The sequence below is a fragment of the Clostridium rectalis genome, assembly GCF_900626095.1.
GTDB lineage: Bacteria > Bacillota > Clostridia > Clostridiales > Clostridiaceae > Clostridium_AS > Clostridium_AS rectalis.
This window is the reverse complement of the sequence record NZ_UYZZ01000001.1, coordinates 61,889-80,568: the sequence shown is the minus strand read 5'-3', so window position 1 is coordinate 80,568 and position 18,680 is coordinate 61,889. Positions and strand designations below refer to the sequence as shown.

Sequence of the window (18,680 nt, the reverse complement as noted above, 5' to 3'; positions counted from 1 at the left end):
TTGCAAACAGTAAAATAAGGTGGTACCGCGTAGAAATATACTTCGTCCTTAGCTTAAGCTAAGGACGAAGTTTTTTATTTTAATTAACTTTTGAAATTATTATGCATATAATATTCAATAAAATTTTATAATTATTCATGAAAGATTATGACAAATATTAACTTAATAATATAGAGGTGAATTATTGTGTTTGAAAAATTATTAATGACTCCAGGTCCTACAAATATTCCTAAAAGAGTTTTAGATAAACTAAGCGAAAATATACTTCATCACAGAACAGAAGAGTATAGTTTTTTATTTTCAGAACTTAACGAAAGATTAAAATATGTGTTTCAAACTAAAAATACAGTACTTACCTTCCCAGCAGCTGGTACTGGTGGCCTTGAAGCATCTATTATTAATACTTTTTCAACAGGAGATAAAATTCTAGCCATATCTATTGGTGATTTTGGTGATAGATTTATAAAAATTGCTCGTATTTATGGATTAGATGTAGATGAAATAAAAATTTCTTGGGGAAATGCCGTTACTTTAGATGAAATCAAAAATTCAATTAAAGATGACCATAAAGCAGTTATACTTACTCATAATGAAACTTCAACTGGAGCTGTAAATCCAATAAAAGAAATAGGTTTATATTTAAAGAATAAAAATAAACTTTTTATAGTAGATGCTGTAAGTTCCCTAGGAGGTATAGAGATAAAAATGGATGATTGGAATATAGACATCCTAATTACAGCCTCTCAAAAGGCTTTAATGAGTCCTCCTGGCCTTACCTTTATAGGAATCAGTGATAAAGCTTTTGAGTTTTGTAAAAAATCTAATATCCCTAAGTTTTATTTTGACTTTATAAAAGCTAAAGAAACCTTAGAAAAAGAAAAGCCTCAAAATCCATATACACCAGCAGTTTCTCTTATAGCTGCCACAAATGAAGCTTTAAAAATTATTCAAGAAGAAGGATTATATAATGTGTATAAAAGACATGAATTTTTAGCTAATAAACTTAGAGACGAAGTAATTAAAATGGGTCTAAAAATCTATACAAATAAAAACGCCCTCTCAAATACAATTACAGCAATAAGTTTTGATGAACCAGGAAAAGCAACTTATATTAAAAATAAAATGGAAAAAGAATTTAACATCGTAATTGCCGGTGGTCAAGGCTCTTATAAAGGTAAAATGATTCGAATAGGTCATATGGGTTGCGTAAACGAAAAAATGATAGATAAAACATTATTTGCTTTAAAAAACTTAATATAACTAAAAAATAATTGGAGGTAATATATATGGAATTAAAAAAAGTATTAATAGTTGATAAAATAGATGACTTAGGGATAGAACTTTTAAGAAAAGAGCCAAATCTTCAAGTAGATGTAAAAATAGGAATACAAAAAGAGGATCTTTTAAATATAATTGGAGAATATGATGGACTAATTATAAGAAGTGACACCAAAATTAATAGTGAGCTTATGGATAAAGCTAAAAAATTAAAAGTTGTTGGTAGAGCAGGTAACGGAGTGGATAATATAGATATACCTGAAGCTACTAAGAGAGGTATTATAGTAGCAAATACACCTGACAGTAATAGTATCTCAGCCTGTGAACTTACTATAGGGCTTTTATTGGCTCAAGGAAGAAATATAGTTTCTGCTGATAAATTTTTAAAAGAAGGTAATTGGGACAGAGATAGCTTTATGGGGAATGAACTCTTTAATAAAACATTAGGTATTATTGGTCTTGGTAGGATAGGAGCTTTAGTAGCTACAAGAATGAATGCCTTCGGTATGAAAGTTATAGCCTATGACCCATATATTTCAGATGAAAGATTTGAAAGATATAATGTAGAAAAAAAACAAAGTTTAGAAGCCTTATTAAAGGAATCAGATTATATTACTATACACACTCCAAGAACAGATGAGACTATAGGAATGATAGATGACAAAGAAGTAAATCTTATGAAAGATGATGTTAGAATAGTTAACGCTGCAAGAGGAAAACTCATGGTAGAAGATGCTTTATATAAAGGTCTTAGAAGTGGGAAGATAGCTAGTGTTGGTATTGATGTTCATGAAAAAGAACCTAGATATAGTGCAAAATTATATGAGTTTAAAAATGTGGTAGTAACTCCTCATATCGGAGCCACTACTGTGGAAGCTCAACAAAATGTGGGAATTACCATTGCACAGCAAGTATTAAATGGTATAAATGGAGATATTGTTCCAAATGCTGTTAACCTTCCTACTATTCATAGAGATGAATTAAAAGAAATAAAACCATATATAGATTTAGCTGAAAGATTGGGTAAAGTATACTATCAATTAAATAAAGATGCAGTAAAATTAGTGGACATAACCTATTGGGGAGAAATTGCTTATCAAGATACTAAAATGGTTACTATTGCCTTCATAAAAGGTCTTTTAGAGCCTGTAATGGCAGACAGAATAAATTATATTAATGCTAAGTTTAAAGCTAAAGAAAGCGGTATTGGTATAAACAGTAAAAATATTTGTGAACATTTTAATAGTTTTTCAAACTTAATTACCATAAAAATAACTAACAATAATGGAAAAATATTTACCATAAGTGGAACAATTTCAACTAAAGGAGAAGGTAAAATAGTAGAAATTATTGGTTATGAAGTTGATGTAAATCCTACAAGTTATATGTTATTTTTACAAAATAAAGATGTACCTGGTGTGATCGGGCAAGTAGGAACATTTATTGGAAATGAAAATGTAAATGTAGCTACTATGCAAGTTGGCAGAAAGTTAAAAGGTGATAAAGCCTTAATGATATTAAATATAGATGATAAAATTTCTAAAAAAGCTCTTGATAATTTTATAGAAATAGATAATATAATTTGGGCTAAAGTTATAGAGCTATAATATTAACTTTAAAATCCAAAAACCATTGCCTACATCTTTTTTTAAGATAATAGGCAGTGTTTCTTATTAAAATGAGTGTATAAATCAAAGAGGTGTTTAACATTGATAAAAAAAATAGGGTATGCTGCTTCTATAGGTGAAAATAACATCTATGAAACTATAGATTTTGCTAAAAAAAATGGTATGAATGCAGTAGAGCTAAACTTAAATGTTCCAATTTATTTTCCAGAGAATTTTACCAAACTCCAAAGAGAAGATATTAAAAATTATGCTTATAAAAATGGAATTAATATAACTATGCATGCTCCTGAGGATATCTCTCTTTTACAGCTCCATGATACTTTAAGAAATGCTGGTATTAAAAGATTAAAAGAAGTCATAGACTTTGGCATAGAAATTGGAGCTACTAGAATGACAATGCATATAGGAAGTGCTGTCTGCTTTACCTTAGTTACTAGGAAAAGCTATATGGATGAATTCTATTATAATAACTATTATTCCATTTTAAAAAATACTCTTAAGGATTTAGTAAATTATGCACAGGATAAAATAATGATTTGCGTTGAAAACTCCGGAAGATTTCCTAAAAAATTGGTTCAAGAAATCTTAAATGATTTAATAAAAGAAGAAAATTTATACCTTACTTGGGACATTGGACATTCATATTTAAATAAATATAATGAAGTAGAGTTTTTCATAAAAAATATAGATAGAATTAAAACCTGTCACATTCATGATAATAACGGAGTAAGTGATCATCAAATTCCTGGTACAGGTAATATAGATTTTAAAAAATATTTTAATTTACTAGCTAACAAAGATATTATATATATTATAGAAGTTAGACCTAGAGAAAATGCAGTAGAATCTCTTAAAAAATTAAAAGAATTTAAGTTTTTATAATAAAAAAGCATAAGGTTATTATAATATTACCTTATGCTTTTTTATTTTCATTAATTACTTTCTAAAGAAATAAATTTATTTTTTTCACATATTTTAAGAGACAATTTCTTCTCCCCTTTATCTCTAAAATCTATAGTTATTATATCTTTATTTTGTTCTTTAACTTTACCTACTCCAAAAACTGAATGATTTATTATAAGTCCCTTTTTAAGATTAATATATATGGAGTTTTTTTCTAAATCTTTCTCCTTATAATTAGCTAATGAATCCACTGTGTTCTTTAATCTTACAACAAATTTTGAAACATTATAATTTTTATTATTAATACTTTTAGGACTTATCAAATAAAGATTCCTTTTAGCCCTAGTAATACCTACATACATTAATCTAGTCTCTTCTTCTAAAGCAGAAAAATCACCATCTCTTAATTTTTCCATACTCTCTGGACTTGGTAAAATTTTTTCTACTAAATCTATCATATATACATTATTAAACTCAAGCCCTTTAGAACTATGTATAGTACTTAACATTAGACAATTTTTTGAAGCTTTAAAATTAGCCTGTTCTACTTTATGCTTTATATACTCTATTTCATGTACTATATCACATACACTATCTAAATTTTTTATAAGCTCATGAATTATATACAAAATATTTTCTATGTTATCAATATTATAATTAAATTTTTTGCAATAATCTTTTATATATTCTTTATAGTTCAATTCATTTTCTATATACTCTACTACATTACAAGGTTTTAGTGTCCCAAGTTTAATAAATTTTTCTTCAAATCTCTTTAACCTATAACTTATATTTAAAAACTCAGATCTATTATAAAGTTCAGCAAAAACGCTAGACTCAATATTCTTGCCTATTTTATCTAAATCTTCTCTTTTTATAAAGCTTCTCATTTTATAAAATATACTTTTAAAAGCTTGTAGATTTTTTAAATTACAAGCTAGATCACAAAAATTTAAAATATCCTTTAAAACCCAACTTCCAAAAAAAACAGATACAGAATCCTTTATATAAAAAGAAATTTGTTCCTTTATTAACCTATGAATTAATAAAACAGATGATAGATTATTTCTAAATAGCACTGCACTACTACTTAAATTACTCTGTGCCTTTAAACTATCAATTATAAAATCTATTTGCTTATTTTCATCTAATACATTAACAAATCTAATATTATCTCCCTTTTTATTATCTGTACATAGTTCTTTTTTGTATCTTTTTTTATTATGTTTAATAAAAACATTAGCTGCTTGTACTATATTTTGAGTGCTTCTAAAGTTTTTTTGCATAAATAAAATTTTACCTTCCTCATGATATTCTTTCTTAAAATTTAAAAGACTTTCGCTAAATGCACCCCGCCATGAGTAAATACTTTGATCATCATCACCCACTATGCATACATTAAATTTAGGAGAAGAAATAAGTTTTATTATTTCATGTTGTATTTTACTAGTATCCTGACTCTCATCTACCTCTATATAATCGAATAAATTTCTATAATAATTTAAAGAATTTTTGTCATACTTTAAGATATTATAACATTTAACAAGCATATCATCATAATCAACTAAATTATTTGTATTTTTAATAAGCTCATACTCTTTATATATTCCTTCAAAATTAGGTACCGGAAATCTTTCCCTATAGTTTTCTATATCTTTTATATTTACCATTATATTTTTTAAATATCCTATAAAACTTGTCAACTCTTCCAATTTATCCTCAGTAATATATTCGTTGTTATATTTTTTATACAAACTTCTAATTATATGGTTTTTATTTAATGAAATACTCTTATCCTCAATAATTGTATAATTAATTCTTTCTTTTTTTGAGTAATTTCTAAGAACCCCATAGGCAAAACTATGAATAGTAGAAAATATAACTTTTTCTTTTATAATCTTGGAAAAATATTTATTAAATCTATCCTTCATATCTATGGCCGAAGCTCTACTAAAACTTACCGCAAGTATTTTCCTTGGATTTACACCTTCATTTAAAATAAGATTAGCCGTCCTTGAAATAAGAGTAACAGTTTTCCCTGCACCTGGTACAGCAATTACTGCCATAGGACCCTCTATATTAAATACTACATTTTGTTGCTCTTTAGTTAAATTAATATTACACTTATCTTTTAAATAATATAAGAATTCTTCATTATTTATATTGGTCACCTCCTATCTAACTATCTAATTTTTATTACTATCCACAGCCTTTTTCATAATTGCCCATACTTCTTCATCACTTTTTTCACTTATAGTTCTATATGAGTTCCCACTAATTGAAGTATCAAATTGACATATAGTTGAATACTCACAAAATTTACATGGCACTGTGTTATCCTTCTTTTTATAAGGTTTAATTCCTATATTTCCTTCAAGCATTTCTTCACATAAATTAGATATAGTAAATCTTACATACTTCCTTAAAATATTAAATTGTTCCAATGTAACTATTGAAGAATTTTTTGAAAAAGTTTCATCTTTATTTATTCTTACAGGAATAATATCTGAAAAACCTTTTATTTCCCTATCCATTGCTTTTATCACATCTATATCTTCTAAAAGGAGCCCTTTCATTTTCAGTTCTTTTAATAATTTTTTTTCTACCTCATCTCTACTTATTTCATCTTTTGTTTGTATAATTGGATCATCAATTTTAAAATAAAGCATTCCAGCAGGTAATGCCAAAACATCATATTTTTCTTGTATTTCTGTTAATAATGCATCTAAATATACTAAAAGTTGTATTTGTAATCCATAATAGACATCTGACAACTTTAATTCTTTATTTGAAGATTTGTAATCTATTATTCTTATATATATTCCTTTGTCATCCTTAAACTGATCAAGTCTGTCAACCTTTCCTATTAAATTTACTATCTCTCCAGAATGTAATTTTACAGATATAGATGGAAAATCTCCATTAAACCCAAAGGATAATTCATAAGATGATGGTTTAAATTCCCCTCTATTAATTTGCTTAGAAATTATAAAAATGGCCCTTGTTAGTACTCTTTTTATTCCATCTGTCATGTGTTTATATCTTTGTGAGCTATTAAGAATAGTTCCCGGTGTATTTATAACTTTTTCATCTACTATGTTGCATACAATTGTTTCACATAAACCTTTATCTACTTCCTGCCATGAAATATTTTTATCTCTTAACCCCTTTGAAAATTTTTCTATAACTTCATGCATAAAACTGCCTATGTCCGGAGAACTTAATTTATAAACTTTTCTTTCTTTAGCTTTAAGACCATATTTTACAAAGAATGCAAAAGGACATTGAGCATATTTTTCAAGCCTTGATACACTAACATTCATTTGTTTACCATAAAGATTTCGTATCTTTTTAGTATCTATTACTTCCGCTTCATTATTATAATAAAAACCCTTAAGAATTGTATTGAGTTTTTCTCTCCAGTTATCTTTTCTCATATACCAGTTATATACCTGAAGCCATATAGGACTTATATCAACTTCACCATCTGCAGTCCTTCTTAGATTAGATACAAGTTCATTAAATGTTGCTAAAGGTGCTGTCACATTCATTAATTCTTCTTCTTGTGTATTCCTATTTATTAAATTACTTTTCTCACAAATATTTGGAAATATTTTCTTAATCCTTGAGACCATTATAGAAGGTCTCATACTTTTTCCTTCATAATCTGCTATAGGATAACTTATATGTAAATACTTTTGCATAATTGTTAAAGTTATATATGTTAAAAATTGATCTTCAAAAGCCTTACTTTTTGTATCCTTAGCTATTTCTACCCCCTTTAGTCTCAATATATCTCTTTCCATATCCGTTAAAATGCCTTCATCATTAATAGCACCTGGAAATATTCCATCATTTGCTCCAATAATATAAAGACCTAATATGTCATGACTTCTGAGACGATCTATACTACTAACAAGCACTTGGTCTATAGACGGTGGAATAAGGCCAAGCTCATATTCAGAAAATCCACTTTTAAGTATATTTCCAAATACCTCTGAATCCAACTTTTCATTACCTATAACCTCTACCATTTGATCTAATATATCAACTATTATATTCCATATTTGATTATATTCACTTACCTTATCTAACCTATCTTTTTTAATAAAATCGTTTATCCAAACCTGTATTTTCTCTTGAATATTAACTTTATTTAAAAAACTATATAAAGCTCTACACATATTTTTTATTGTATTTGTATTCTTTATTTCTTCATGAAATTGGTTAAGAGGAATAACTATTCTATTTTTTATATCATTTATATAACTTAATCTATCTTTTTCCTCATCTGATAATTCTTCTTCATTGTTGAAACTATACTTTAATTTATACTGCCATATATTATCCTCATCCCATTTATTACCCCTTATTCCATTTTCTAAAACATAATTTTCTATTATATCTATTTCCTCTCTACTTATATTAGTAAGTCCTGTTTTTAAATATCTAAATACAGATTCATAAGACCAATTTTTAACTAATATTTCTACAGAAGATAAAATAAATACTATAAGTGGGTTACTATTAATCTCTATTTTTTTATCTATAAAGTATGGTATATTATATTCACTAAATACAGCCTTAACTAGACTTTCATATCCATTTAAGTCTCCTGTAATGACTGCAATATCTTTAAATCTCATTTGTCTTTCCCTTACCATCTCCAATATATCTTTTGCAGTATTTTCTATTTCTGTGTACTTATTTAGAGCCTTAAAAATACATATATCCTTTGTATTTCCCTTATATATTTTGTATGGGAAAGAAAATAAATTTTTTTCCATATGACTTAATTCTGTGCTATGTTTAAATCTATAGCATGGACTACATTGAAGTGCTATAGGTCTGTCATATTTTATATTATTTTTCTCTACTATTTTTAAAATTTTTTCTTCAGTACTTTTTATAGGTGCAAACAAATCTATATTATCAAATTTGCTCCCATTATTTAATCCATCTGTATTCAATGTTATATTTACTCTTTTAGCCTTTAAAAATAGTTTTTCTAATATACTATACTCTTGGGGTGTAAAATCAAAAAATTCATCTATCCATATTTCCGCATCATCAAATAAATGTGATTTATCAATTTTATCTTTTAAGATAGTTAAATCATCATCTGAGTCTATATATTTTTCATGGAGACTTTTTTCAAACTGTGAATATATAAGTGAAATATCCTCTAATTTCCCCTTTAAATTAACCTCCTCCACAGATTTAGATGAACTTTGTAAAATTTCTGGCGTAATATTATACCTTTTAAACTCTGTAATAATATCTGATATAGTAGTAATAAATCCATCTCTTTTAGATGCTTTACTATATATTTTAAATTCATTTCTACACTCTTCCATTATTCTATATAAAAGCATACTTTTACCAGAATCATTCATATGTTTATGTGTAATCCCACCTACTTCATTAAAAACCTTATAAGCCATTCTTTTAAAACTTAACACCTCAGCTCTAGATATGGCTTCCTCCCCTACATGATGTAAAAGATTTTTTTCACTTTGAAATGAAAATTGCTCTGGAACTAAAAGTATAAGAGAATTTTTATATCCCCTTTCCATTCTTCTTTTTATATCTTGAAGGCAATAATAACTCTTTCCACTGCCTGATCTACCATATATAAATCTTAAACTCATCTTTCTCACCTACCATAGGATTATATTATATCTAATTATACCAAAAATAAAGGTATCCCTGTTATGAGATACCCTTTTTTATTATATTTATAAGTTTATTTTATTTAATATATTTTTTCCCTTTACCTTAAGTAGATAATATAACATAAAATTTAAAATAGTATATAATAAAATTATAAATATAAAACCATATGTACTTTCAAAATTAATTTTAATTACCAATAAAGCCGTTAATGTTCCTAAGACTATCGATGCTACCATATTGATTACTAAATTAAAATTTTGCTTTACTGCCCTTTGTTCATTATCCCAGTTTAACTTAGGTGAATTTAAATCTATTAATAAACCTAAAAATGATGTGAAAAACATAGCTTCTAAGCTTAGTATTAAAAATATCATAATCATATATATTGGTACTTTAAATATACTATATACAATAATTAATATGATAATTGTACTTATAAATTCAATAACCACAGCTGACAATATCTTTCCCATAAACATAGTGGTACTATTTATAGGTATATATTTATTAATATAAAGATTTTTTCCCTCTCTAGATACAGCTGTAGATGCAATTCCATTACTAGAGGATATAAACATAATTACTGCAAAAAATATAGGTATTATAATATTTAAATATTGTGAATTATTTAGTATACTTTTTATACTGCTTATGCTCCCCCCCACATTACCTCTTGTAAATATAGGAATCATAAAAAACACAGGCCATAAAAAATTCATTATTACACAATTCATTAGATATATTGGTGTTCTAAATAAAATTTTTATTTCTTTTATAAAATAAGCATATAATTTACATTTCATTTTTATAGCTTTACTTAGTTCTTCATCCTTTAGTGCTTTTCTTTTTGAAGTAGTTTCTGAAATTCCTATTACTCCTTTGAAATAAAATTTTTCTGACAAATAAAGAAAAAATACTAAAAATACTGTATTGATAGCTATAAAAGATAACAAATACAAAATTCCATATATACTATTACTTTTTAAAAGTATTTGAGTTACTAATTTTGAAGATGGAAATATATTTCTTGCCATAATGGCTGCCATAGAATTGCTTCCCTCCATTATTAAGTTCTGTAATTCTATAGAGCTATATGCTTTAGATGACAAATTTTGAGATACTAAATTTATTCCTATAGCAAACGTTAAAGAAAATATCCACCCTACAATTTTTAGTTTATCTTTATTTTTACCTACATTAGTAAATCTCATAATTATCATTATTATTACTGATGCCAATACTAAAGGGATAATAGGATTTATTAAGAATATAATTATAGAATAAATATAGTAAACTATATTTGCTCCACTTTTAATTCCATACTGAACTAAAATGGGTATAAGAAATATTCCCTGGGTTAAATACTCATATAAAATCACCGTGAAAAATTTTGATCCTACTATGTATGAAGGTTTTAAAGGTAAATATAATAGCTTTTCTATATCTGTAGAAAAATAAAATGTGCCTATACAATAAACTATGCCGAATACAAATATAATAAGTGCTGATATTGATGCTCCTAAAGCTAATATTATTCCCTGTTGATTTATCTTTAAAAGTCCATCATATAATTCACCTGTTCCTACAAATATCAATCCTATCATAGGTAAAAATGCTAGAGCCATTAATATTAGGAAAAATACCCCTTTAGTCTTTTTCTTCTTACTTGACATATCCCACATCATTTTTAAATTTATTTTAATTAATGAAAAAAACTTATTCATTGTGAGTTACCTCCAAGAAAATCTTTTCTAGAGACTCATTTTCTTTAAAATGCTGTTTTATTCCCTGTAAAGTGTCACATACTAAAATTTTACCTTTATTTATAATTGCCACCTTATCACATAGCTTCTCTGCCACCTCAAGGACATGAGTTGAAAAGAAAACTGTTTTACCACTAGCAATATGTTCCTTCATCATCTCTTTTAGTATATACGATGATTTAGGATCTAGACCTGTCATAGGTTCATCTAAAATCCATACAGAAGGTTCATGTAAAATAGCACCCATAATAACTATCTTTTGCCTCATTCCATGGGAATAGCTTTGAATTTGATCATTTAGAGCTTTTTCCATATCAAATCTTTTACTTAAATTTTTTATTCTATCTTTTCTTAGGTTAGATGGCACTTCATAAACATCTGCCATAAAATTCAAATATTCTATACCCTTAATTCTCAAAAATGCATCTGGATTATCAGGAACAAAACCAAATTGTTTTTTCCCTTCTAAAGGATTTTCTTTAATATCAATACCATTTATCTTTATAGAACCACTATCTGCATTTAATATTCCTGTTATCATTTTTATTGTCGTAGTCTTTCCTGCACCATTAGGTCCTAAAAATCCAAATATTTGTCCATCTTCTATGGTAATATTTAAATTATCTACAGCCTTTTCTTTTCCATTATACGATTTGTTTACATTAACTAACTCTATCATCATCTTCACCCTTTCTTTTTTCCCAAATATATTTTAATTTTTATTTAAAATAGCCATAACTATTGAAAATACAACTGCTATTATAATAATTATATATAAAGCCATACCCAAAGGCCTTCCTGCATTTATAGTCCATCCTATTCCAAATCTTTTTTCTATAAATAAAGATGGGTCATTGGGATTGTAATATATAGAATTTCCAAATTTCCAGTGTCCATCATCATCTCCAGATTGAATAAATTCGGAAGTATTATTTAACTTTAAATTTAATTTACTTCCACCCTGACCAACTTTAACAGAAATAATTATTGAACTAATAGTAATTAATCCAGTAATAGTAATTATCATTAATCTATATACTATATTAGAAAAATTCATTATCCCCATTATTTTTAAATTCGTTCCAGTAAATATTAGATTCATTAAAATAGCTATAATAACAAAATACACACTCCATATTTTCCTGAATTTTTTGTTTCTTTCTATAGATTCCTGAGGATTATTACCACTAATTTGCTGTTTTGACCAGCTTACAATTTTAAAACTTATAAACATTACTAAAGTTATTATAATTTGATTTAAAGGCATTAAATATATTAAAAATGGTGATTTCTGCTTATATCCAGTAATTTTTCCAGTTAAACTCCAATTTGTTGCAACTGTAGACGGAAGGTTAGGATACGCCTTTAAATTTATTATGAAATTTATTATTATTATTATTATAGGAATAATAAACCAAGAATAGGATATATATGGTTTGTTACTTCTTTCTAAGCTAAATCTAGTATCTACCACTACAATATTTTTTCCATCCTGAAGCCAATTATTTTTCTTCTTAAGTTGTTTTACTATTTTATTGTATTTAATATAAATATAAAATGTTATACCTAAAAACACAAAAATTTCTATAATATAAAAGCCAAATTTATTTATTATATAAGATAAGTAACTTAAACCTGTAATACTTAGTATACCTATAATTAAATTAGTTTTTATATATTGTTTTCCTATATGTTTTAACTCTTTATCATCCCTTTGTTCTTCCGGTATTCTTACCCCAATATATATATCTTTTCGTGTACTATTTAAAGTAATTATTTGAATTATAAGGATAATACCCATAATAAAAGCATTATATAAAATAATTTCTATCTTTCCATCCATACAATTCACCTACTTCCTACTATAATTGTTGAATATTTTACTACATAAATCTAAAAATTCTTCTTTAGTAAAGCCTCTACATTTAGAATCCGCTATAATATAGTTTAGTTCCTCAATCAATTTAGTATTGGTTTCCTCTGTAATCTTTGGTAATTTATCATTTATTATGGCACCTTTTCTTCTATCTATAGTAAGGTATCCTTCCCCTTTTAAAATATTATAGGCCTTATTTACTGTATGTAAGTTTATGCCTATATCTTCTGCCATTTGTCTAACAGAAGGTAAAATTTCTCCAGCTACTAGATTCCCAACAGCTATCCCTTGAATTATCTGTCTCTTCATCTGTTCATATATAGGTAATTCTGACTCGAAATCTATTTTCAATAACAACATATCACCACCACTATTATATTTGTTATATATATAATATAACAAATATTTTTATATGTAAATATAATTACTATAATATTTATTTTTTAAAGCCAAGATTAAATTAAATGAAGTATATTATACTATTTAATGTCAATAATTATAATATATTACGCAAAGGAGAATTGATATGGAGAAATGTTTAAAAAATAACCCTAAAAGAAAAATCAAAAAACTTCTCCAAAAGGGAAATGAACTTTTTAAAAGAGATAAAATTTCAGAAGCTTTTCAAACTTATAATCAGGCTCTTAACTTAGACGAAAACTTTCCAGAAACTTATCTTTTAAAAGGGGAAGCTCATATGGATATGCTGGAAATGGAAGAAGCAGAGGAATGTATGAAAAAATATCTTTACTTTTTTCCAAAGGATAAAAAAGCTTACTTAAATCTTATAGATATATATGACATCACCACACATTTTAACAAAGCTATTAATTGCTGTAATAAACTTATTAAAATTGAACCTACAAATGCAGAATTATATTTAAAAAAAGCAAACCTTTTAAACATATCAAATAATATTAAAAGTGCTCTAATTATTTGTAATCATTATCTTAACTTAAAACCAAATTCTTATGAAGGTTTTTGCTTAAAGGGAAACCTACTTAAATCTTTAAATAAAAATAAAGAAGCTTTAAAATCCTATTCAAAGGCTATAGAAATAAACCCAACTAAAAGCGAAGCTTATTTAGAGAAAGGATTAATTTATAGAGATATGGAAAACTACATTTCCTCATTAAATTTCTGCAAAAAAGCCTATGAATTAAATCCTAAAGATGAATGGTTAAAAGCCCAATATAATATAACTAAAAGTATGATTGTATACAATTTAAAAGGGAACTAAATCATTTTTAATACTATAAATGAAATAGTTCCTTAAAAATCAACTATTTATTTCCTTCGTATAATTTATAAGAAAAATCTATTGTATTAGATTTACCATTTTCTGAATTTAGTAATATAGTATTATAAAGTTCTACCAGTCCCTTACCCTGCTTATATAGTTTTATTTCTCTATAAACATCATTTTGATAACCTTTAATTCCATTTATAAAACTCTCTATTTTAACTATTTTTTTACCTTCCTTATCATATATATCTATAATTTTAGTAGTAGCTTTGTATTTTAATCCATTAAACTTTACTTCTTCACTCCAACTATTACCTTTTTCTATAGGTAATTTCAAAACAATTTGTTCTTCTATACTTAATATTTTACTTTTTAGCTCCATATTACTCTGTATTTCCTTTACATAATTATCTGTAATAATATATTCTTTAGTAAATTGTCTTTTATCACTACTTAACCCTTCCTCTTCTTCTGCTACTCTATTAACTTCCCCTCTATAATTAAGAATTAATTTTTCTTTAGTACCCGTGGCTTTATTTAATTTCATTGTTTCATTGTATTCTCCTGTACCTGAATAACATAAATTTCCTGTATCATTTATAGGGAAAAATTTAGCCAACTCTTTACTATAGGCTCTTTCCTTTACATCATGACTATTCTTTATTATAACATCTTCATTTTTGTCTTGAGAAATATTCTTAACTATACAGCCGGATAAAGTTATAGTTAAAATAAATATACAAATACCTATTAATTTTTCCTTTATTTTCATAGTTTTTTATCCCTTCATCTTACTATGTCTTTAATACTATACTACAATAAAATAATTTTCTACCTATGACATCTCATTTACAAATAAATTACAAAATAATTACAATAAATTTCATAGCCTCATTATGGTTATAAAGAAATTTAAAATTTTTTATTATATAAACATATTAATTATGTTTAAAAAAATCAAAACAGTTAATTAAAGATAAAAAAATAATTAGGGTCTTATGTCCCTAATTATTTTTATACAGTTTAATATGAAATTTTTTAAGATTATATATATATTAACTTAACATAGTAAATATTATATAATTATTATTTATTACACATTTTTATTTTCACAAATATTCTTTTTCCTACTTGTATTATATTATCATTAAATACCTGTGTTTGCATTTCTACTTTTTCTCCATTTAGTTTTATTCCTCCACCTTGAATAAGCCTTCTAACCTCACTTTTGCTTTTCACTGCTTTTGCTACTACTAAAACATCTATAATACTTGAACCCTCATTTAAATCTACCTTTACTTCTTCTATTTCATCTGGCATTTCTCTTTTAGTAAACACTTTTTTAAAATACTCTCTTCCCTTTATTGCACCCCCCTCTCCATTATATAATTTAGTTATTTCAAATGCTAAATCTAATTTTATATCTCTAGGATTTCTACCATTTTTAAGTTCGTCTTCTATATTTTTAATAACATCTGGATGTATATCCGTACATAAAGTATAGTACTTAATTATAAGTTCATCTGGAATAGCCATTACTTTTGAAAACATACTTTCAGCATCTTCGCTTATTCCTATATAATTCCCTAAAGACTTACTCATCTTTTCTTTTCCATCTAGTCCTTCTAATAAAGGCATAAATAATCCTATTTGCAAATCCATTCCATAATCTTTTTGCAATGTTCTTCCCATAAGTATATTAAATCTTTGATCTGTTCCCCCTAATTCTATATCACATTTTATAGTGACAGAATCAAATCCTTGCATTAGTGGATAAAAAAATTCATGTATTCCTATAGATAAATTATTTTGGAATCTATTTTTAAAATCCTCTCTTTCAAGCATTCTGGCCACAGTATATTTTCCCGCTAGCTCAAGTACATCTTTAAAATTCATTTTTTCTAACCATTCACTATTAAATCTAACCTGAGTTTTGTCTTCTCTTAATACTTTAAAAATCTGATCAGTATAGGTCTTAGCATTAGCTAAAACCTGTTCTCTTGTTAAAGGTTTTCTTGCTTTACTCTTTCCAGTTGGATCCCCTATCATTCCAGTGAAATCACCTATTATAAGTATAGCCTCATGTCCTAAATCCTGCATTTGTCTTATTTTTCTTAAAACTACTGTATGACCTAGATGTATATCTGGTGCAGATGGATCCAAACCTAATTTTATTTTTAAAGGCTTATTTTCTTTTATTGATTTTTCAATTTTACTTTTTAGTTCCTCTTCATTTATTATCTCATCCACACCTTTTTTAATTATTTTCACTTGTTCAAATACATCTTTCACTTATATTTCCTCCTTATAACTATAAAATTATTAAATATTACTAAGATTCTAGTTCTTATTAAGTTTATTTAAAATATTTAAAATATTTAAAATATAAAAACTCTCGTCCTCTAGAAAACTAGAGGACGAGAGTTTTACCCGCGTTACCACCTCAATTTATTAATAGGTCACCCTATTAACCTCTTCAAGTACGACATAATATGTTTATACTCTAGCCCTATAAGGGGGGCAAGGAAACCCGAAACAACCTACTAACTGAAAGTGTTCAGTCTCAGCTTAGAGCTGTATTCAAAATAAATTCCTCACTCCCTTTCACCAACCGGAAGCTCTCTATAAAGGTAATTTATTTCTACTTATTCTCATCATTGCTTTTAATTTCTTAATTTAGGAAGTATTTTATCATATTTTTTTTAGAATGTCAAATATTAATTATATTATATGAATTTTTACAAATTAAATACTATATTTTTTAATTAAATAATATATTTTATATTCCCACCTGGTCCTAATGGTATATTAAATTCTATAAACACAAGTAAAGATATTGTCCAAAATAATCCAAACACTATAGAATACGGTAACATATTTGAGATCATTGTACCCATTCCTGCTTTTTTATCATATTTTCTTACAAAAGTAATTAAAATGGGAAAGTAAGTAAATAATGGACTTATTGGGTTTGTTATAGAATCTCCTATACGAAATGCCATTTGTGTTACTGCTGGACTATATCCCAATAACATTAACATTGGTACAAATATAGGCGCCATTATAGCCCATTTTGCAGATGCACTACCTATGAATATATTTATAAAAGACTCTAGAATTATAAAACCTATTATGATTCCTACCCCTGTAAATCCAGAGTTTTTAAGTAAATTTGCCCCCTTCACCGACATAATTATACCTAAATTACTCCAATTAAACAGCGCTATAAATATAGATGCAGCAAAAGCTAATACTATATATGATGCCATATCTTTCATTGATTCTCCCATCATAGTTACTATATCTTTATCATTTTTTATGCTACCAGTTATTTTTCCATATATTACCCCCGGAATCAGAAACATAATTGTTATTATGGGGATTAGTCCCTGCATAAGTGGAGATTCCCATGCTAATAAAGATCCAGTTTTAGGATCAGACATAAATGCATCTTCTCCCACACTTAATAGTACTATAATTACTATCATAATAAGTATGGACATACCCGCCCATTTTAAACCCTTTTTCTCACTATCACAGATTTTTTTATACTCATCTTGTTTAAACTGAAAGCTATCTTTTTCAAATCTTGGAGCTATTATCCTCTCTGTTACAAACACACCACATATAACTAAAATTATAGTTGAGAATATCATAAAGTATATATTCATTGCCGGTGTACAATTGTAATTTTTATTTAAAATCTTAGCTGCCGGTATAGTAAAACTGGCCATTAATACATCAGTCATATTTACAATTAAATTTGCAGAAAATCCACCTGCAACTCCTGCATATGCTGCAAACATACCTACTAAAGGGTGCCTGCCTATAGATAAAAAAACTGTAGCCGCTAAAGGAGGCAATAATATAAACCCTGCATCTCCAGCACCATCTGATAATATACAAATCAAAATAGTTGTAGCTGTAACTAATTTTTTCGGTACTTTAACAATAGAAGTTTTCATAGCAACTTCCATAAGCCCAGATTTTTCAGCCACCCCTGCTCCAAACATAACCACAAGAACCATTCCTAGTGGCGGAAATTCCTGAAATTTTATCACGCACTGAGTTAAAATAGTTCTAAATCCACTTTTAGATAATAAATTAACTGCTTGTACCTCTTTATTATTAGAAGGATTTATTACAGTAACTCCTGACGCAAAATATGATATTATAATAAGTATAAAAGATAATGCCATGAAAATAGTTACAGGATCCGGCATTTTATTACCTAAAATTTCTACCTTATTTAAAAACCTTCCAAACCAATTCAGTTTCTCTTCTCCCTTTATTTCAATAGAATTACTCAT

Annotated in this window: 13 protein-coding genes and 2 other annotated features (1 of these 15 cut by a window edge); of the genes, 4 read left to right on the top strand and 9 right to left on the bottom strand. The window is 26.6% G+C overall.

Features of this window, described 5'->3' with window-relative positions; translation table 11 throughout:
- Window positions 1-53, top strand: a binding site (T-box leader); it begins 153 nt to the left of the window's first position.
- A gap of 133 nt (window positions 54-186) precedes the next feature.
- From EJL03_RS00345 to EJL03_RS00335, 3 genes are all read left to right on the top strand, one after another.
- Window positions 187-1,260: a pyridoxal-phosphate-dependent aminotransferase family protein gene (locus tag EJL03_RS00345; RefSeq protein ID WP_125151982.1), complete on the top strand. Its 1,074-nt coding sequence runs from the start codon at window positions 187-189 to the stop codon at window positions 1,258-1,260.
- A gap of 26 nt (window positions 1,261-1,286) precedes the next feature.
- A complete protein-coding gene (gene serA, locus EJL03_RS00340; protein ID WP_125151981.1) occupies window positions 1,287-2,885 on the top strand; it encodes a phosphoglycerate dehydrogenase in 1,599 nt (532 codons plus the stop codon).
- A 102-nt stretch (window positions 2,886-2,987) separates the two neighbouring features.
- Entirely contained in the window at window positions 2,988-3,788 is an 801-nt protein-coding gene (locus tag EJL03_RS00335; protein WP_243108572.1) for a sugar phosphate isomerase/epimerase family protein, read from the top strand.
- A 50-nt stretch (window positions 3,789-3,838) separates the two neighbouring features.
- On the opposite strand, the gene EJL03_RS00330 is transcribed toward EJL03_RS00335, so the two are convergent.
- From EJL03_RS00330 to EJL03_RS00305, 6 genes are all read right to left on the bottom strand, one after another.
- A complete protein-coding gene (locus EJL03_RS00330; RefSeq protein ID WP_125151979.1) occupies window positions 3,839-5,980 on the bottom strand; it encodes an ATP-dependent helicase in 2,142 nt (713 codons plus the stop codon).
- Window positions 5,981-5,995: 15 nt separating this feature from the next.
- Window positions 5,996-9,460: a helicase-exonuclease AddAB subunit AddB gene (addB, locus tag EJL03_RS00325; RefSeq protein WP_125151978.1), complete on the bottom strand. Its 3,465-nt coding sequence runs from the start codon at window positions 9,458-9,460 to the stop codon at window positions 5,996-5,998.
- Between the two features lie 87 nt (window positions 9,461-9,547).
- Window positions 9,548-11,209 carry a putative ABC transporter permease subunit gene (locus EJL03_RS00320; protein ID WP_125151977.1) on the bottom strand — a complete coding sequence of 554 codons (1,662 nt, stop codon included), beginning with the start codon at window positions 11,207-11,209 and terminating at the stop codon, window positions 9,548-9,550.
- Window positions 11,202-11,927 (bottom strand): ABC transporter ATP-binding protein, encoded by a 726-nt coding sequence (locus tag EJL03_RS00315; protein WP_125152434.1) that lies wholly within the window; start codon window positions 11,925-11,927, stop codon window positions 11,202-11,204. The genes EJL03_RS00320 and EJL03_RS00315 overlap by 8 nt, the downstream gene beginning before the upstream one ends.
- Before the next feature lie 33 nt (window positions 11,928-11,960).
- Complete coding sequence (locus EJL03_RS00310; RefSeq protein ID WP_125151976.1) at window positions 11,961-13,091, bottom strand: DUF1648 domain-containing protein; 1,131 nt, start codon at window positions 13,089-13,091, stop codon at window positions 11,961-11,963.
- A gap of 9 nt (window positions 13,092-13,100) precedes the next feature.
- The gene (locus tag EJL03_RS00305; protein WP_125152433.1) at window positions 13,101-13,481 is read right to left on the bottom strand and encodes a GntR family transcriptional regulator; all 381 of its coding nucleotides are present in this window, start codon (window positions 13,479-13,481) and stop codon (window positions 13,101-13,103) included.
- Between the two features lie 169 nt (window positions 13,482-13,650).
- On the opposite strand from EJL03_RS00305, the gene EJL03_RS00300 reads away from it, so the two are divergent.
- Window positions 13,651-14,364: a tetratricopeptide repeat protein gene (locus tag EJL03_RS00300; protein ID WP_125151975.1), complete on the top strand. Its 714-nt coding sequence runs from the start codon at window positions 13,651-13,653 to the stop codon at window positions 14,362-14,364.
- 43 nt (window positions 14,365-14,407) lie between these two features.
- On the opposite strand, the gene EJL03_RS00295 is transcribed toward EJL03_RS00300, so the two are convergent.
- From EJL03_RS00295 to EJL03_RS00285, 3 genes are all read right to left on the bottom strand, one after another.
- A complete protein-coding gene (locus EJL03_RS00295) occupies window positions 14,408-15,142 on the bottom strand; it encodes a hypothetical protein (RefSeq protein ID WP_125151974.1) in 735 nt (244 codons plus the stop codon).
- A gap of 314 nt (window positions 15,143-15,456) precedes the next feature.
- Window positions 15,457-16,662 (bottom strand): tyrosine--tRNA ligase, encoded by a 1,206-nt coding sequence (gene tyrS, locus EJL03_RS00290; protein WP_125151973.1) that lies wholly within the window; start codon window positions 16,660-16,662, stop codon window positions 15,457-15,459.
- A gap of 118 nt (window positions 16,663-16,780) precedes the next feature.
- Window positions 16,781-17,037: a binding site (T-box leader), on the bottom strand.
- A gap of 98 nt (window positions 17,038-17,135) precedes the next feature.
- Entirely contained in the window at window positions 17,136-18,680 is a 1,545-nt protein-coding gene (locus EJL03_RS00285) for an AbgT family transporter (RefSeq protein WP_125151972.1), read from the bottom strand.